The sequence below is a fragment of the Streptomyces sp. DSM 120436 genome (assembly GCF_055778765.1).
On record NZ_JBSKBS010000001.1, the window covers coordinates 2,833,381 to 2,847,142 of the forward strand.

Consider the following 13,762-nt stretch of genomic DNA (forward strand, 5'->3'; position numbering starts at 1 on the left):
GGCAACTGTTCCCCGCCGTTGGGAAGTGGGGGCGGCGCCGGGACGTGAGGGTGGTGTTGTACCGGGTAGTCAGTGAACGAGTGTCACCACAGTCGTTCACTCGGATATGGGGGTCCGACCCATGCTGTTCCTGGTCGCCGCGCTCCTGCTGCTGGGCGTCGTCCTCGGCACCGTCGCGCACGCGCCGCTCACCTTCTCCGTCGCCGCCGGCGCCGTCATCGCCGTCTGGCTCGGCCTTTTCGCCCTGCGCGAGCGCCAGCGCCGTGACCGCGGCCACTCGGCGCACTGACCCGCGCGCGTCGCGTCCCGCGCGCCGCGCCCGCTCGTGGCGGGGAGGCGCGCCGCCCCTCCGCTCCCCCTCCGACCGACCGCAGGAGCCGATCACCATGCAGCTCACCGCACCGGCCGGCCGCCGCACCGGCATCCGCGACACCGACGGCATGGCCGTCGCGTCCTTCGTCCTGGGCCTGCTCGGCCTGCTCGTCCTGAACATCCTCCTCGGCCCGGCCGCCATCGTGCTGGCGTCCGTCGCCCTGCGGCGGGGCACCGCCCGCCGCGGCCGCGCCCTGCTCGGCCTGGGCCTCGGCATCGCCGACCTCGTCGTCCTCGTCGCGTTCATGCAGGCGGACGGCACGCTCTCCTGGAGCCTCTGACCGGAACCCCCGGCGAGACCTCCGCGGGGGCGTCGCATCCCGGCCACCGCGATCCGTGTGTCGTGCACCGAGCCCGTAGAATCGGCCGCACCATGGCTTACCTCGACCACGCCGCGACCACCCCGATGCTGCCCGAGGCGGTCGAGGCGCTCACCGCGCACCTGGGCGTCGCCGGCAACGCCTCCTCCCTGCACGCGGCCGGCCGCCGCGCCCGGCGCACCGTCGAGGAGGCCCGCGAGACCCTCGCCGAGGCCCTCGGCGCCCGCCCCAGCGAGATCGTCCTCACCTCCGGCGGCACGGAGGCCGACAACCTCGCCGTGAAGGGCCTGTACTGGGCGCGCCGCGACGCCGACCCGGCCCGCACCCGGGTCCTCGCCAGCCCCGTCGAGCACCACGCCGTCCTCGATGCCGTCGACTGGCTCGGCGCGCACGAGGGCGCCACCGTCGAGTACCTTCCCGTCGACGCCCACGGCCGGGTTCACCCCGACGCGCTGCGCGAGGCCATCGCCCGCAACCCCGACGACGTCGCCCTCGCCACCGTCATGTGGGCCAACAACGAGATCGGGACGATCCTGCCGGTCACCGAACTCGCCGCCGTCGCCGCCGAGTTCGGCGTCCCCCTGCACTCCGACGCGGTCCAGGCCTTCGGCCAGGTCCCGGTGGACTTCGCCGCGTCCGGGCTCGCCGCCATGACCGTCTCCGGCCACAAGATCGGCGGTCCGTACGGCATCGGCGCCCTGGTCCTGGGCCGCGAGCACACCCCCGTGCCCGTGCTGCACGGCGGCGGCCAGGAGCGCCACGTCCGCTCCGGCACCCTCGACGTGCCGGCGACCGCGTCGTTCGCGGTCGCCGGGCGGATCGCCGCCGAGCGGCGGGAGCGGTTCGCCCTGGAGGTCGGACGGCTCCGCGACGACCTGGTCGCCGCGGTGCTGGAGGCCGTCCCCGACGCCGTCCTCGGCGGCGACCCCGCCCCCGGCGGCCGGCTCCCCGCCAACGCCCACTTCACGTTCCCCGGCTGCGAGGGCGACTCCCTGCTGCTCCTCCTGGACGCCCAGGGCATCGAGTGCTCCACCGGCTCCGCCTGCACCGCCGGCGTCGCCCAGCCCAGCCACGTCCTCCTCGCCACCGGCACCGACCCCGACCTCGCCCGCGGCACGCTGCGCTTCTCCCTCGGCCACACCTCGACCGACGCCGACGTCGAAGCCCTCGCCAAGGCCATCGGTCCGGCGGTGGAACGCGCGCGGGCGGCGGGTCTGAGCTGAGGCGGCGGGTCTGAGCCGAGCGGCCTCCGCCGTCCCCCGGGTGGCTACGAACCCGGTGCGGGGCTCCCCGAGCCCCCCGCCGGGGCGGCCGAGCGCTTCTCCTCCGTCCGCGCCGTCCCGGCGCGGCGGACGAGGTTGAGGTAGCGGTCCCAGTCCCAGTGGGGGCCGGGGTCCGTGTGGTCGGTGCCCGGCACCTCGACGTGGCCGAGGATGTGCTCGCGGTCCACCGGTATGCCGTACCGGGCGCATATCCCGGCCGTGAGGCGGGCCGAGGCCGCGTACATCTCGTCGGTGAAGTCCTCCGGGCGGTCCACGAAGCCCTCGTGCTCGATGCCGACGCTGCGCTCGTTGTAGTCGCGGTTGCCCGCGTGGTACGCCACGTCCAGCTCGCGGATCATCTGCGTGACCCTGCCGTCCTTGCCGACGATGTAGTGCGCCGCCGCCTGGTGGCCCGGGTTCTGGAACGCCTTCACCGCGCTGTCCAGGCTGCCCTGCGTGACGTGCACGACCACCATGTCGATGCCGTAGTCGTCGGGCCGGTCCGCGCCGCGCCAGTTGGCGTCCGAGGCCGCCACCCAGCGGGCGCCCGCGAAGTCGACCGCGCCGGGGGTGCGCGGCTTGTCGACCCCGGGCAGCCGCCACCACAGCCGCGCCAGCTCGTCGCGCGCCAGCGCCGCCGTCCCCGCCGCTGCCGTCAGCCCGCCCACGATCAGGGCGCGCCGCCCGATGCGCCGGTCGCCGTCCTCGGATGCTCCTCTGACCCCCATGTGATCGTGAACGCATGTGCGGCGCCCGTGGTTCCCGCGCCCCCGTACCCTGGAGGGGCTATGACTGACACCCCGCAGCCCACCCGCCCCCTCCGCGTCCTGGCCGCCATGTCCGGCGGCGTCGACTCCGCCGTCGCCGCCGCCCGTGCCGCCGAAGCGGGCCACGACGTGACCGGCGTCCACCTCGCGCTCTCCGCGAACCCCCAGTCGTTCCGCACCGGCGCGCGGGGCTGCTGCACCATCGAGGACTCCCGCGACGCCCGCCGGGCCGCCGACGTCATCGGCATCCCCTTCTACGTGTGGGACCTCGCCGACCGCTTCCGCGAGGACGTCGTCGAGGACTTCGTCGCCGAGTACGAGGCCGGCCGCACCCCCAACCCGTGCCTGCGCTGCAACGAGAAGATCAAGTTCGCCGCGCTGCTCGACAAGGCGCTCGCGCTCGGCTTCGACGCCGTCTGCACCGGCCACTACGCCAAGGTGATCCTCCGCGAGGACGGCACCCGCGAACTGCACCGCGCCTCCGACCTGGCCAAGGACCAGAGCTACGTCCTCGGCGTGCTCGACGACCGCCAGCTCGCCCACGCCATGTTCCCGCTCGGCGACACGGTCACCACCAAGGAGGAGATCCGCGCGGAGGCCGAGCGCCGCGGGCTCTCCGTCGCCAAGAAGCCCGACTCGCACGACATCTGCTTCATCGCCGACGGCGACACCCAGGGCTTCCTCGCCAAGCGCCTCGGCAAGGCGGAGGGCGACATCGTCGACGAGTCCGGCGCCAGGATCGGCACCCACGAGGGCGCGTACGGCTTCACCATCGGCCAGCGCAAGGGCCTGCGCATCGGCACCCCCGCCCCCGACGGCAAGCCGCGCTACGTCCTCGACATCTCCCCGGTGGACAACACGGTCACGGTCGGCCCGGCGTCCGCCCTCGACGTCACCGCCCTCACCGCCATCCGCCCCCGCTGGTGCGGCGCCGCCCCCACCGGCCCCGGCACCTACACCGCCCAGCTGCGCGCCCACGGCGACGAGACCGAGGTGACGGCGGAGCTCGTCGGCGAGGAGCTGCGCGTGCGCTTCACCGATCCGGTCCGCGGCGTCGCCCCCGGCCAGGCGGTCGTCCTGTACGACGGCACGCGCGTGGTGGGCTCGGCGACGATCGCCTCGACGGAGCGGGTGGCGGAGCGGGCGGCGACGGTCTGACGCGTGAGCCGGGGGTGAGCGGTGCGCGGCCCGCCGCGTGCGGTGTACGCCCCCGGCGGGTGAAGGCACCCACCCCGTCAGGAGGTCGGCCGTGCTGCACGGCCCGCGTTTCATGCGGACGGCGGTGTTGGACCGAGGGCGCCCGTCAACTCGGTGCGCTCGTCCGCAGCCGGGCGACGAACGCGGTGAACGCGGTGCGGCTGATCCTGATGACGTGTTCCGGGCGGGTGCTGTTGCGTATTGCGACGTCGTCGCCCTCATCGTCGATGGCGACTTCCACGCAGTTGTTGCCGCCCCCGCCGCAGAACGACGAGCGCTTCCAGTCGAGTGTGGTCAACGCTCCGGCCCTCTCAGAGTTCGCGTGCGATGGATCTGATGAGTTCCTGGGACGCGTCCGGCGGGAGTGCCGTCCGCTCCATCAGGTCCAACAGCGAACGATAGGTGGCCAGTGGCGTCGGGGCGTCCACGAAATTGGCCCCGAGGGCGGTGTCGAGCTGAACGGTGTCCAACTGCCGCACCGGTCCCTCGGCGTAGAGGATGGACTGCCCGGCTCCGTGAAAAGCGCCGACGCTGAACGGGATCGCCAACGAGGTGATGTGGGGGAGGCGCCGACCATGGCCCCGGACCACGGCGTCCGGGCCCACCCGTGCTCGCCGCCTGACCGGCCGGCCCTCCTGTCGGCACCCCTCTCACCCCACCGCGCGAAGTCGTGAGCACTTTCCCCCGAAGTGTTCACGACTTCGCGGAGAGGCACCCGCCCGCACCGCGCCCCCACCGGTGCGCACCCGTACCGCAGCCCTCGGCCGCAATCCCGCCCCCTCCGGATGCCACCCCGGACCGGATCACCGTGAGAAGAACTCCGCCAGCACCGGCGCCTGGACATCCGGTTCGGCCATGTGGGTCTGGCCCTCCAGGGTGCGGTACGCCCCCTGGGGGACCGACTCCGCGATCGCCCGCGCCGCCTGACGCATCCACGCGGGACTCGCGTCGCCCGCGATCGACAGCACCGGCACCGCGACCGACGCCAGCATCTCCCGCGGCACGCCTCCGCCCCCCATCACCGCGTCGTCGTACGCCAGGCTCGGCGCCAGTGACTCCATGCCGGCCCACAGCGGCGACTGCCGCGCGCTCTGGATCACCTCGTCGCCCAGCCCCGTGAGCTGGAGGAAGAGCTCCACCGCGTCGCCCCGCCGCCCTTCCTCCAGGGCCGCCGTCAGCCGCTCGGTGTACCGGGCGCGCTCCGCGAGGTGCTCCTCCGACAGGGCGTACGGCGTCTCGTACACCGCGACCTGACGCACGGGCAGCCCGCTCGCCGCCGCCCGCAGCGCCAGCGCGCCGCCCGAGGAGACGCCGTACAGCGCCGCCTCGCCGCCCGTCGCCCCGATCAGCGCCGCCAGGTCCTCCACCTCGCGCTCCACCGCGTACGGCGGCGTGTCACCGCTCGCGCCCCGGCCGCGGCGGTCGTAGACCACCACCCGGAACCGCTCGGAGAGCGGGGCGGCCAGCGGCGCCACCGTGGCGCCCGTGGACATCGCGCCGCTGACGAGGACGATCGTGGCGCCGCGCCCGGCGCTCTCGTAGGCGAGGGAGGTGCCGTCGCGCGAGGAGATGTTCTGGTCCATGCCTCACCAGACTGCCGCACGGCGCGGGAATCGTCCGTGAGGCGGGCGGCGCGTCCGCCGATCGCATCCGAGGGAAGCGGTCAGTCCGCTTCCACGCCCCCTTCCACGCCCCCTTCCACGCCGTATTCCGCGTCGTAGAAGCACAGGTGGTCCTTGATCGGGGCCACCGCCGGCTTCGGCTCCGGGTACGCCCACACCAGGTCGGGGGCGTCCGGCAGCGGCCAGTACGACGCGGTCCCCTTGAACGGGCAGTACGTGTGCGTCGCGGACGGCGTCAGCAGGTCGAGCCGCACGTCCTCGGGCGGGATGTAGTAGCGCACGGGACAGCCCGTCTCGCGCAGTACCAGCGCCCGGTCGCTCTCCGCCAGTACCCGCCCGTCGCGCACCACGCGCACGTGCCGGTCGCCGGGCTCCACGGTGATGCGATGGCCTGTGGTCACGGTGTCCTCCTTCGGCAGTCGTCCCACCCCCTGCAGCGCCCCTCGGGGCGGCCTTCTTCCCGAGCGTAGGCTGACGCCCGTGAACATCTGCGTCTTCCTCTCCGCCGCCGACCTCGCCGACCGCTACACACGCCCCGCGCGGGAGTTCGCGCGCCTGCTCGGCAAGGGCGGCCACACCCTGGTCTGGGGCGGCTCGGACGTCGGCCTGATGAAGGTCGTCGCCGACGGGGTGGAGGAGGCCGGCGGCCGGCTCCTCGGCGTCTCGGTGGAGTTCCTCGCGGCGACGGCCCGCGACGGCGTCGACGAGATGGTGGTCGCCAAGGACCTCGCCGAGCGCAAGAGGCTGCTACTGGAGAAGGCCGACGCCGTCGTGATCATGGTGGGCGGCACCGGCACCCTCGACGAGGCGACCGAGATCCTGGAGCTGAAGAAGCACGGCCACACCGACAAGCCGGTGGTGCTGCTCAACACCGCGGGCTTCTACGACGGGCTCAAGGAGCAGTTCCGCCGCATGGAGGAGGAGGGCTTCCTGCCCCGCCCGCTCGGCGAACTGGTCTTCTTCGCCGAGGAGCCGGTCGGCGCGCTGGCCTACCTGGAGGAGAGCCTGGGCGTCGCCTGACCCCGCGGTGATGCGAGCATGGCGGTCATGGCTACACATGTGATCACCGGAGCCGGCTCCGGCATCGGCGCGGCCGTCGCGCGCCGCCTGCACGCGCGCGGGGACGACCTCGTGCTCCACGCGCGCGACGCCGGCCGCGCGAAGGAGCTGGCCGCCGAGTTCCCCGGTGCCCGCACCCTGGTCGGCGACCTGGCCGACCCCGACCGGCTGAGCTGGGCGTTCTCCCACCAGTCGCTGCCCGACCGGGTGGACTCGCTGCTGCACGTCGCGGGCGTCGTCGACCTCGGCCCGGTCGGCGACCTCACCCCGAAGAGCTGGCGCCACCAGCTCAACGTCAACCTCGTCGCCCCCGCCGAACTCACCCGCCACTTCCTGCCCCAGCTCCGCGCGAGCCGCGGCCACGTGGTCTTCGTCAACTCCGGCGCCGGCCTGAACGCCCACGCCGACTGGTCCGCCTACGCGGCGTCCAAGCACGGCCTGAAGGCCCTCGCCGACTCCCTCCGCGCGGAGGAGCACGCGAACGGCGTCCGCGTCACCTCGGTCTACCCCGGCCGCACCGCCAGCCCCATGCAGGCCAAGGTGCACCAGCAGGAGGGCAAGGAGTACGACCCGGCGAAGTGGATCGACCCCGAGTCGGTGGCCACGACGATCGTCATGGCCCTGGACCTCCCGAGGGACGCGGAGGTCAACGACCTGACGGTCCGGCCGGGACGCTGAACTCTCGTGGGCCGGTCCGGCGATTCCAGCCCGTCCGGCGCTTGAGGACGAGGCCCGAAGGGCTGAAGGGGGTCCGGGGCGCAGCCCCGGGGACGGGAAGGGGCGGCGGGGGCGAAACCCTCCGCCGCCCCCTGCGTACGCTTCCCGTGTGAACGACACCCTTCACCTCCCGCCCGCCCCCGCCACCGGCGTCGGCTCCCTCCCCGGCACCGATGCGAGAGAGGCCGCCAAAGCGGCCACCGGTAGCTTCGAGGACTTTCCCCACCTCCCCGAACTCCCCGCCCGCGGCCCCGGCGCCGACATGATCGGCCGCACCGCCGGCCTGCTCGTCGAGCTCTACGCGCGCGTGGAGCCCAGCGGCTGGCGGATCGGCGACCGCCCGGGCCGGGACACCCGCCGCGCCCGTTCCTGGCTCGGCGAGGACCTCGACGCGCTGGAGGAGTTCACACAGGGCTACGAAGGACTGCTGAAGGTCCAGGCGGTCGGCCCCTGGACCCTCGCCGCGTCCCTGGAGCTGAGGAACGGCGAGGCCGTCCTCTCCGACCTCGGCGCCTGCCGCGACCTCACCGCCTCCCTCGCCGAGGGCCTGCGGCTGCACCTCGACGAGGTGCGCCGCCGCGTCCCCGGCGCGCGGCTCGTCCTCCAGCTCGACGAACCGTCCCTCACCGCCGTCCTGCGCGGGCAGGTCAGGACCGCCAGCGGCTACCGCACCCACCGCGCCGTCGACCGGCAGATCGTCGAGTCCGCCCTGCGCGACGTCGTCGGCGTGCACGACGGCGGGCCGGTCGTGGTCCACTCGTGCGCCCCGGACGTCCCGTTCGCCCTGCTGCGCCGCGCCGGAGCGGCGGCGGTCTCGTTCGACCTCTCCCTGCTCACAGAGCGTGACGACGAGACGATCGGGGAGGCCGTGGAGGCCGGGACCCGGCTGTTCGCCGGAGTCGTGCCGGGCACGGACGGCCCGTTGTCGGACCCTGCCGGTAGCGTCATGGGGGTCAGGACGCTCTGGCGCAGGCTGGGGCTGCGGCCGGGACTTCTCCCGGAGGCGGTCACGGTCACCCCGGCGTGCGGACTCGCGGGGGCGTCCCCCGGGTACGCGCGGTCGGTCTACGCCCACTGCGTCCGGGCGGCGAGATCCCTCGCGGACAACCCTGAGTAACGGGAGGACACACACGGTGGCCGGCGACAAGCAAGCGGAGACGACGAGCGTGCCCGCACAAGCGCGGGAGCGGCACGCCACGCTCGCCGAGCAGATCGAGGAGCACCGCTTCCGGTACTACGTGAACGACGCGCCCGTCATCAGCGACGCGGAGTTCGACCGCCTCCTGCGCGAGCTCGAGGAGCTGGAGGAGCGGTATCCGGAGCTGCGCACGCCGGAGTCGCCGACCCAGAAGGTCGCCGGGTCCTACGAGACGGAGTTCACCTCCGTCGAGCACCGCTCCCGGATGCTCTCCCTGGACAACACGTTCAACGACGAGGACCTCGCCTCCTGGGCCGACCGCATCCACCGGGAACTGGGCGACCAGACCTACCACTTCCTGTGCGAGCTGAAGGTCGACGGCCTGGCGGTCAACCTCACCTACGAGCGCGGCCGGCTGGTCCGCGCGGCGACCCGCGGCGACGGCCGCACCGGCGAGGACATCACGCCCAACGTCCGCACGATCGCCGAGATCCCGGACCGCCTCAAGGGCGACAAGGTGCCCGACGTCGTGGAGATCCGCGGCGAGGTCTACTTCCCGATGGAGAAGTTCCAGGGGCTCAACGCCCGCCTGGTGGAGGCCGGCGACAAGCCGTTCGCCAACCCGCGCAACGCGGCGGCCGGTTCGCTGCGCCAGAAGGACCCGCGGGTCACCGCCACCCGCCCGCTGCACATGGTGGTGCACGGCATCGGCGTGCTCGAGGGCTACAAGGGCCTGACCCGGCTCTCCCAGGCCTACGACCTGCTGAAGGAGTGGGGCCTGCCGACGTCCGCGCACAACAGGGTGGTCGACGGCCTGGAGGGCGTGCGGGAGTTCATCGCGCACTACGGCGAGAACCGCCACTCGGTGGCGCACGAGATCGACGGCGTCGTGGTCAAGCTCGACGAGATCCCGCTCCAGGGACGCCTCGGCACCACCTCGCGCGCCCCGCGCTGGGCCATCGCGTACAAGTACGCGCCGGAGGAGGTCAACACCAAGCTGGTGAACATCCGGGTGGGCGTCGGCCGCACCGGCCGCGTCACCCCGTACGCGCAGGTCGAGCCGGTGACGGTGGCCGGCTCGGAGGTCGAGTTCGCCACGCTGCACAACCAGGACGTGGTGAAGGCCAAGGGCGTGCTGATCGGCGACACGGTGGTGCTGCGCAAGGCCGGTGACGTCATCCCCGAGATCCTCGGGCCGGTGGCCGACCTGCGGGACGGCAGCGAGCGGGAGTTCGTGATGCCGTCCGAGTGCCCCGAGTGCGGCACACCGCTGCGGCCGATGAAGGAGGGCGACGTCGACCTGCGCTGCCCCAACGCCCGCACGTGTCCGGCCCAGTTGCGCGAGCGGCTGTTCTACCTCGCCGGCCGCAAGGCGCTGGACATCGAGCACTTCGGGTACGTCGCCGCCACGGCGCTCACCAGCCCGCTGGAGCCGAAGGAGCCGCCGCTGAAGGACGAGGGCGACCTGTTCGACCTCACCGTCGAGCAGTTGCTGCCCATCAAGGCGTACGTCCTCGACCAGGACAGCGGGCTGCCCAAGCGGGACCCGAAGACCGGCGAGGAGAAGATCGTCACGGTCTTCGCCAACCAGGAGGGCGCCCCGAAGAAGAACGCCCTGGCGATGCTGGAGAACATCGCGGCGGCCAAGGACCGCCCGCTGGCCCGGATGCTCACCGCGCTGTCGATCCGTCACGTCGGCCCGGTGGCGGCGGAGGCGCTGGCCCGCGAGTTCCGGTCCGTCGACCGCATCGAGCAGGCGTCGGAGGAGGAACTGGCCGCCACCCCGGGCGTCGGCGAGACCATCGCCGCCTCGCTCAAGCAGTGGTTCGCCGAGGACTGGCACCGGGAGATCATCCGCAAGTGGAAGGCGGCCGGCGTCCGCATGGAGGACGAGCGGTCCGGCGAGGACGAGGGCCCGCGTCCGCTCGAAGGACTCACGGTCGTGGTGACGGGGACGCTGGAGAACTTCACCCGGGATGGCGCGAAAGAGGCCCTGCAGAACCGGGGCGCCAAGGTGACCGGATCGGTGTCCAAGAAGACGTCGTTCGTCGTCGTGGGCGACAACCCCGGGTCGAAATATGACAAAGCGATGCAGTTGAAGGTGCCGGTTCTGAACGAGGACGGTTTCACGGTGCTTCTGGAGCAGGGGCCCGACGCCGCGGCCGACGCCGCCCTTTCGGCCGAGGAGTAACGGTTGAAGGCCACCCGATCGGCGCATACCAGATGCATACGGGTGGCTGGGGCGCATTCGGGCAACCGTCGACGACCGGTGCCCGTACAAGCCTTCCGCGGCCTACTGTTGAGATGTGCGCCTGCCGTGCCCAGTTGCGGCCGGGGCAACCCCCGTACCCGTGACGGGTCCGGGGAAGGGCTTTCCACGGCGGAGCCGCTGAGGGATGTCGGGCATCGGGCCGCGTGGCGTGGGCACCGCCGGCTGTGAGAGGGACGGGAATGGAACCGACCGAGAGCGCCGCCCCGGGCTCACGGCTGCGCCTGCGCCGCCTGGCGGTCGTCCGGCGGCGCGGCCGTGAGGCCGGGCGGCCCGCGGAGCGGCCGGACGCGCGGGGCCGCGCCGGGGCGGGCGCCGCGGACGCGCGCGACGCCGGCGCGGCACGCCCGGCCGGCGGGCACGGCATCGGAGAGGCCGGCGCGGAGACCGAACGGCACCCGTCCTGGCCCGCGTTGCCCACCGCGGTCGTCGCCGCGGCCGGCTTCGTCCTCGGCGCCGGCTTCCTGCGGGCCTTCACCGGAGGGCACGCCCTCTTCCCGTCCGGCACCGTCGGCTGGTCGCTGGCGGTGCTCACCGGCATCGTCGTCGGACACCTCGTGATGCTGGGCCGCTCCCGCTGGTGGGGCGGCACCGGCTCCGGCGCGGCCCTCACCCTCGCCGTGCTGCTGCTCTACGGCTGGGTCCCGGCCGGCATGGTCAGCCTCACCGTCGTCGTCCTGGTCGGCATAGCCCGCCGGGGCCGCTGGCGGCAGGGCGTGCTGCACGGCGCGGTCGACCTGCTCGGCATCGGCGCCGGAGCGCTCGTCCTGGCCGCCTTCGGCACCGTGCCGTCCGTCGAGTCGCCGTCCACCCCGGACACCTGGACCCTGTACACCGGTCCCGGGGTGGTGCTCGTCGCCGTCGTCTACCTCTCGGTCACCCGCACCCTGTTGTGGTACCTGCACACCCCCCGCTCGGGACTGCCCACCGTCGCCCGCACCGCCCTGGTCCGCCAGGGCCTCGTCGCGGTCGCCCTGCTCGGCATCGCCCCGCTGGTGTGCGTGGTCGCCGACGCCAAGCCCGTCCTGCTGCCGCTGTTCGCCATCCCGCTGATCGCCCTCGACTCCACCCTGTGGATAGCCCGCGCACGGGCCGAGGAGCAGCTGCGCGACCCGCTGACCGGGCTGCCCAACCGGCAGTGGCTGCAGGAGCGCATCTGGACCGCGCTGGACGACGCGGAGCGGGCCGGCTCCCGCGCCGCGCTCATGCTCATCGACCTCGACCGCTTCCGGTCGGTCAACGACACCCTCGGCCATCTCGCCGGCGACCGGCTGCTGCTGCAGATCGCCGACCGGCTGAGACTGGCCCTGCCGCGCGGGGCGGAGGCCGCGCGGCTCGGCGGTGACGAGTTCGCCGTGTTACTGCCCGCGGCGGACTCCACGACGTCCGCGACCCGCGCCGCCCGCGCTCTCGTCGCGGCCCTCAGCTCCCCGCTCGACCTCGACGGGCTCACCCTCGTCCTGGAGGCGAGCGCGGGAGTCGCCGTCTTCCCGGACCACGCGGCCGACGCCGAAGGGCTGCTGCGGCGGGCGGACGTGGCGATGTACCAGGCCAAGCGGGACCGCACGGGAGTCGAGGCGTACGAGTCCAAGCGGGACTCCAACACCCCCGACCGGCTGGGCCTGCTGGGCGACCTGCGCCGCGCCCTCGACGCGCACGAGGTGGAGCTGCACTACCAGCCGAAGGTCCGCTTCGACGGCCAGGTCTCCGGCCTGGAGGCGCTGGTGCGGTGGGTGCACCCGGAGCGCGGACGGGTCCCCCCGGACGAGTTCATAGCGATAGCCGAGTCGTCCGGGCTGATGCCGCAGCTCACCGAGTACGTGCTGGAGACCGCGCTCGGGCAGGTCGCCGAGTGGCGCTCCCAGGGGCTGTTCGTCCCGGTCGCCGTCAACGTCTCGCCGCGCGACGTCCACAGCCCCGGCTTCGCCGGCTCCGTCGCCGCACGGCTGGCCCGGTACGGGGTGCCCGCGGGCGCGCTCCAGCTGGAGATCACCGAGCACGTGCTGCTGGAGGACCCGACGCGGGCCGCCGACACGCTCAACGCGCTGACCGGGCACGGCGTGAAGATGTCCCTCGACGACTTCGGCACCGGCTACTCGTCGCTGGTGCATCTGCGGCGGCTGCCGGTGAGCGAGCTGAAGATCGACCGCTCGTTCGTGGCGCGGCTGGCCTTCGACGCGGAGGACGCGGAGATCGTGCGCTGCACCATCGACCTGGCCCACTCGCTGGGCCTGCTGGTGGTCGCGGAGGGCGTCGAGGACGACGAGACCTGGGAACGCCTCCGCGACCTGCGCTGCGACGCGGTCCAGGGCTGGCTGGTCGCGGCGGCGATGCCCCCGGACGAGACGACGGCCTGGCTCCTCGCCCGGGGCTCCCGAGGCTGGCAGCGCCCGGCGGCGGCACTCCCCGCGGCGACGGGCCCGGCGGAGGACTAGGCACCCGCAGGCTCAGGACGCCCAGCACTCGGGCGGCCGAAAGGCGACCGGGGAGCGGCCGAAAGGCACCCGCAGGCAGGCGGTGTGACGCCGTGGACCGGGAGACGCGCCGGCCGGCCGCGGGGCCGTCCGGGACCCGGATGCCCGAGGGCGCGGCCCTCCGGACGGCCGTGGGACAGCGGGGCCGGGAGGGGCCGGACGGCCGTGGCGACGGGCGGCCGGGGAAGGGTTTCACGGGCACGCCCGCCCGCCCCATAGGATTGGTCCCAAACCACACACACTCACCCCAGAGGATCGCTGCATGCCTGGCATCACGCGCGAGGAGGTCGCCCACCTCGCCCGGCTGGCGCGTCTGGAGCTGAAGCCCGAAGAGCTCGACCACTTCGCGGGCCAGCTCGACGACATCATCGGCGCGGTCGCCCGCGTCAGCGAGGTCGCCGACCAAGACGTACCGCCGACCTCGCACCCGCTCCCGCTGACGAACGTCATGCGGGCCGACGAGGTCCGTCCCTCGCTCACCCCCGAGCAGGCGCTCTCCGGCGCCCCGGCCCAGGAGCAGCAGCGTTTCAAGGTGCCGCAGATCCTGGGGGAGGAGTAGAACGCC

15 protein-coding genes are annotated in these 13,762 nt (G+C 73.6%); 10 read left to right on the forward strand and 5 right to left on the reverse strand.

What is annotated here, in order from left to right; translation table 11 throughout:
• The first annotated feature begins 106 nt into the window (after nt 1-106).
• From ACWH4W_RS12945 to ACWH4W_RS12955, 3 genes are all read left to right on the forward strand, one after another.
• Complete coding sequence (locus tag ACWH4W_RS12945) at nt 107-289, forward strand: hypothetical protein (protein ID WP_366252868.1); 183 nt, start codon at nt 107-109, stop codon at nt 287-289.
• A gap of 97 nt (nt 290-386) precedes the next feature.
• The gene (locus ACWH4W_RS12950; RefSeq protein ID WP_473075888.1) at nt 387-653 is read left to right on the forward strand and encodes a DUF4190 domain-containing protein; all 267 of its coding nucleotides are present in this window, start codon (nt 387-389) and stop codon (nt 651-653) included.
• A 92-nt stretch (nt 654-745) separates the two neighbouring features.
• A complete protein-coding gene (locus tag ACWH4W_RS12955; RefSeq protein WP_473075889.1) occupies nt 746-1,915 on the forward strand; it encodes a cysteine desulfurase family protein in 1,170 nt (389 codons plus the stop codon).
• A 44-nt stretch (nt 1,916-1,959) separates the two neighbouring features.
• Here ACWH4W_RS12955 and ACWH4W_RS12960 read toward each other — a convergent pair whose 3' ends face one another.
• Nucleotides 1,960-2,682, reverse strand: coding sequence for an N-acetylmuramoyl-L-alanine amidase (locus ACWH4W_RS12960; RefSeq protein ID WP_473075890.1), 723 nt, complete (start codon nt 2,680-2,682; stop codon nt 1,960-1,962).
• 60 nt (nt 2,683-2,742) lie between these two features.
• On the opposite strand from ACWH4W_RS12960, the gene mnmA reads away from it, so the two are divergent.
• Nucleotides 2,743-3,879, forward strand: a complete 1,137-nt coding sequence (gene mnmA, locus ACWH4W_RS12965; protein ID WP_473075891.1) for a tRNA 2-thiouridine(34) synthase MnmA — start codon at nt 2,743-2,745, stop codon at nt 3,877-3,879.
• A 145-nt stretch (nt 3,880-4,024) separates the two neighbouring features.
• Here mnmA and ACWH4W_RS12970 read toward each other — a convergent pair whose 3' ends face one another.
• The 4 genes from ACWH4W_RS12970 to ACWH4W_RS12985 all read right to left on the reverse strand — a co-directional run bounded on the left by ACWH4W_RS12970 (nt 4,025) and on the right by ACWH4W_RS12985 (nt 5,941).
• On the reverse strand, nt 4,025-4,216 hold the full coding sequence (locus tag ACWH4W_RS12970) for a DUF397 domain-containing protein (protein ID WP_473075892.1): 192 nt from the start codon (nt 4,214-4,216) through the stop codon (nt 4,025-4,027).
• 13 nt (nt 4,217-4,229) lie between these two features.
• Nucleotides 4,230-4,523 (reverse strand): Scr1 family TA system antitoxin-like transcriptional regulator, encoded by a 294-nt coding sequence (locus ACWH4W_RS12975; protein ID WP_473075893.1) that lies wholly within the window; start codon nt 4,521-4,523, stop codon nt 4,230-4,232.
• 198 nt (nt 4,524-4,721) lie between these two features.
• Nucleotides 4,722-5,501, reverse strand: coding sequence for an alpha/beta fold hydrolase (locus ACWH4W_RS12980; RefSeq protein ID WP_473075894.1), 780 nt, complete (start codon nt 5,499-5,501; stop codon nt 4,722-4,724).
• A gap of 80 nt (nt 5,502-5,581) precedes the next feature.
• Complete coding sequence (locus tag ACWH4W_RS12985; protein WP_473075895.1) at nt 5,582-5,941, reverse strand: DUF427 domain-containing protein; 360 nt, start codon at nt 5,939-5,941, stop codon at nt 5,582-5,584.
• 79 nt (nt 5,942-6,020) lie between these two features.
• On the opposite strand from ACWH4W_RS12985, the gene ACWH4W_RS12990 reads away from it, so the two are divergent.
• The 6 genes from ACWH4W_RS12990 to gatC all read left to right on the forward strand — a co-directional run bounded on the left by ACWH4W_RS12990 (nt 6,021) and on the right by gatC (nt 13,756).
• Nucleotides 6,021-6,560, forward strand: coding sequence for an LOG family protein (locus ACWH4W_RS12990; protein ID WP_473075896.1), 540 nt, complete (start codon nt 6,021-6,023; stop codon nt 6,558-6,560).
• Between the two features lie 18 nt (nt 6,561-6,578).
• Nucleotides 6,579-7,277: an SDR family oxidoreductase gene (locus ACWH4W_RS12995; protein WP_473075897.1), complete on the forward strand. Its 699-nt coding sequence runs from the start codon at nt 6,579-6,581 to the stop codon at nt 7,275-7,277.
• A 148-nt stretch (nt 7,278-7,425) separates the two neighbouring features.
• On the forward strand, nt 7,426-8,433 hold the full coding sequence (locus tag ACWH4W_RS13000; protein WP_473075898.1) for a methionine synthase: 1,008 nt from the start codon (nt 7,426-7,428) through the stop codon (nt 8,431-8,433).
• Between the two features lie 16 nt (nt 8,434-8,449).
• Complete coding sequence (gene ligA, locus ACWH4W_RS13005; RefSeq protein WP_473075899.1) at nt 8,450-10,645, forward strand: NAD-dependent DNA ligase LigA; 2,196 nt, start codon at nt 8,450-8,452, stop codon at nt 10,643-10,645.
• A gap of 260 nt (nt 10,646-10,905) precedes the next feature.
• Nucleotides 10,906-13,158, forward strand: a complete 2,253-nt coding sequence (locus ACWH4W_RS13010) for a putative bifunctional diguanylate cyclase/phosphodiesterase (protein ID WP_473075900.1) — start codon at nt 10,906-10,908, stop codon at nt 13,156-13,158.
• Between the two features lie 301 nt (nt 13,159-13,459).
• Nucleotides 13,460-13,756 (forward strand): Asp-tRNA(Asn)/Glu-tRNA(Gln) amidotransferase subunit GatC, encoded by a 297-nt coding sequence (gene gatC / locus ACWH4W_RS13015; protein ID WP_006130840.1) that lies wholly within the window; start codon nt 13,460-13,462, stop codon nt 13,754-13,756.
• Nucleotides 13,757-13,762 lie beyond the last annotated feature (6 nt).

Bases quoted from the DNA above. Each gene is read 5' to 3' on its own strand.
- ACWH4W_RS12945 (WP_366252868.1), top strand. From the start codon at position 107: ATGGGGGTCCGACCCATGCTGTTCCTGGTCGCCGCGCTCCTGCTGCTG.
- ACWH4W_RS12950 (WP_473075888.1), top strand. From the start codon at position 387: ATGCAGCTCACCGCACCGGCCGGCCGCCGCACCGGCATCCGCGACACC.
- ACWH4W_RS12955 (WP_473075889.1), top strand. From the start codon at position 746: ATGGCTTACCTCGACCACGCCGCGACCACCCCGATGCTGCCCGAGGCG.
- ACWH4W_RS12960 (WP_473075890.1), bottom strand. From the start codon at position 2,682: ATGGGGGTCAGAGGAGCATCCGAGGACGGCGACCGGCGCATCGGGCGG.
- mnmA (WP_473075891.1), top strand. From the start codon at position 2,743: ATGACTGACACCCCGCAGCCCACCCGCCCCCTCCGCGTCCTGGCCGCC.
- ACWH4W_RS12980 (WP_473075894.1), bottom strand. From the start codon at position 5,501: ATGGACCAGAACATCTCCTCGCGCGACGGCACCTCCCTCGCCTACGAG.
- ACWH4W_RS12995 (WP_473075897.1), top strand. From the start codon at position 6,579: ATGGCGGTCATGGCTACACATGTGATCACCGGAGCCGGCTCCGGCATC.
- ACWH4W_RS13010 (WP_473075900.1), top strand. From the start codon at position 10,906: ATGGAACCGACCGAGAGCGCCGCCCCGGGCTCACGGCTGCGCCTGCGC.
- gatC (WP_006130840.1), top strand. From the start codon at position 13,460: ATGCCTGGCATCACGCGCGAGGAGGTCGCCCACCTCGCCCGGCTGGCG.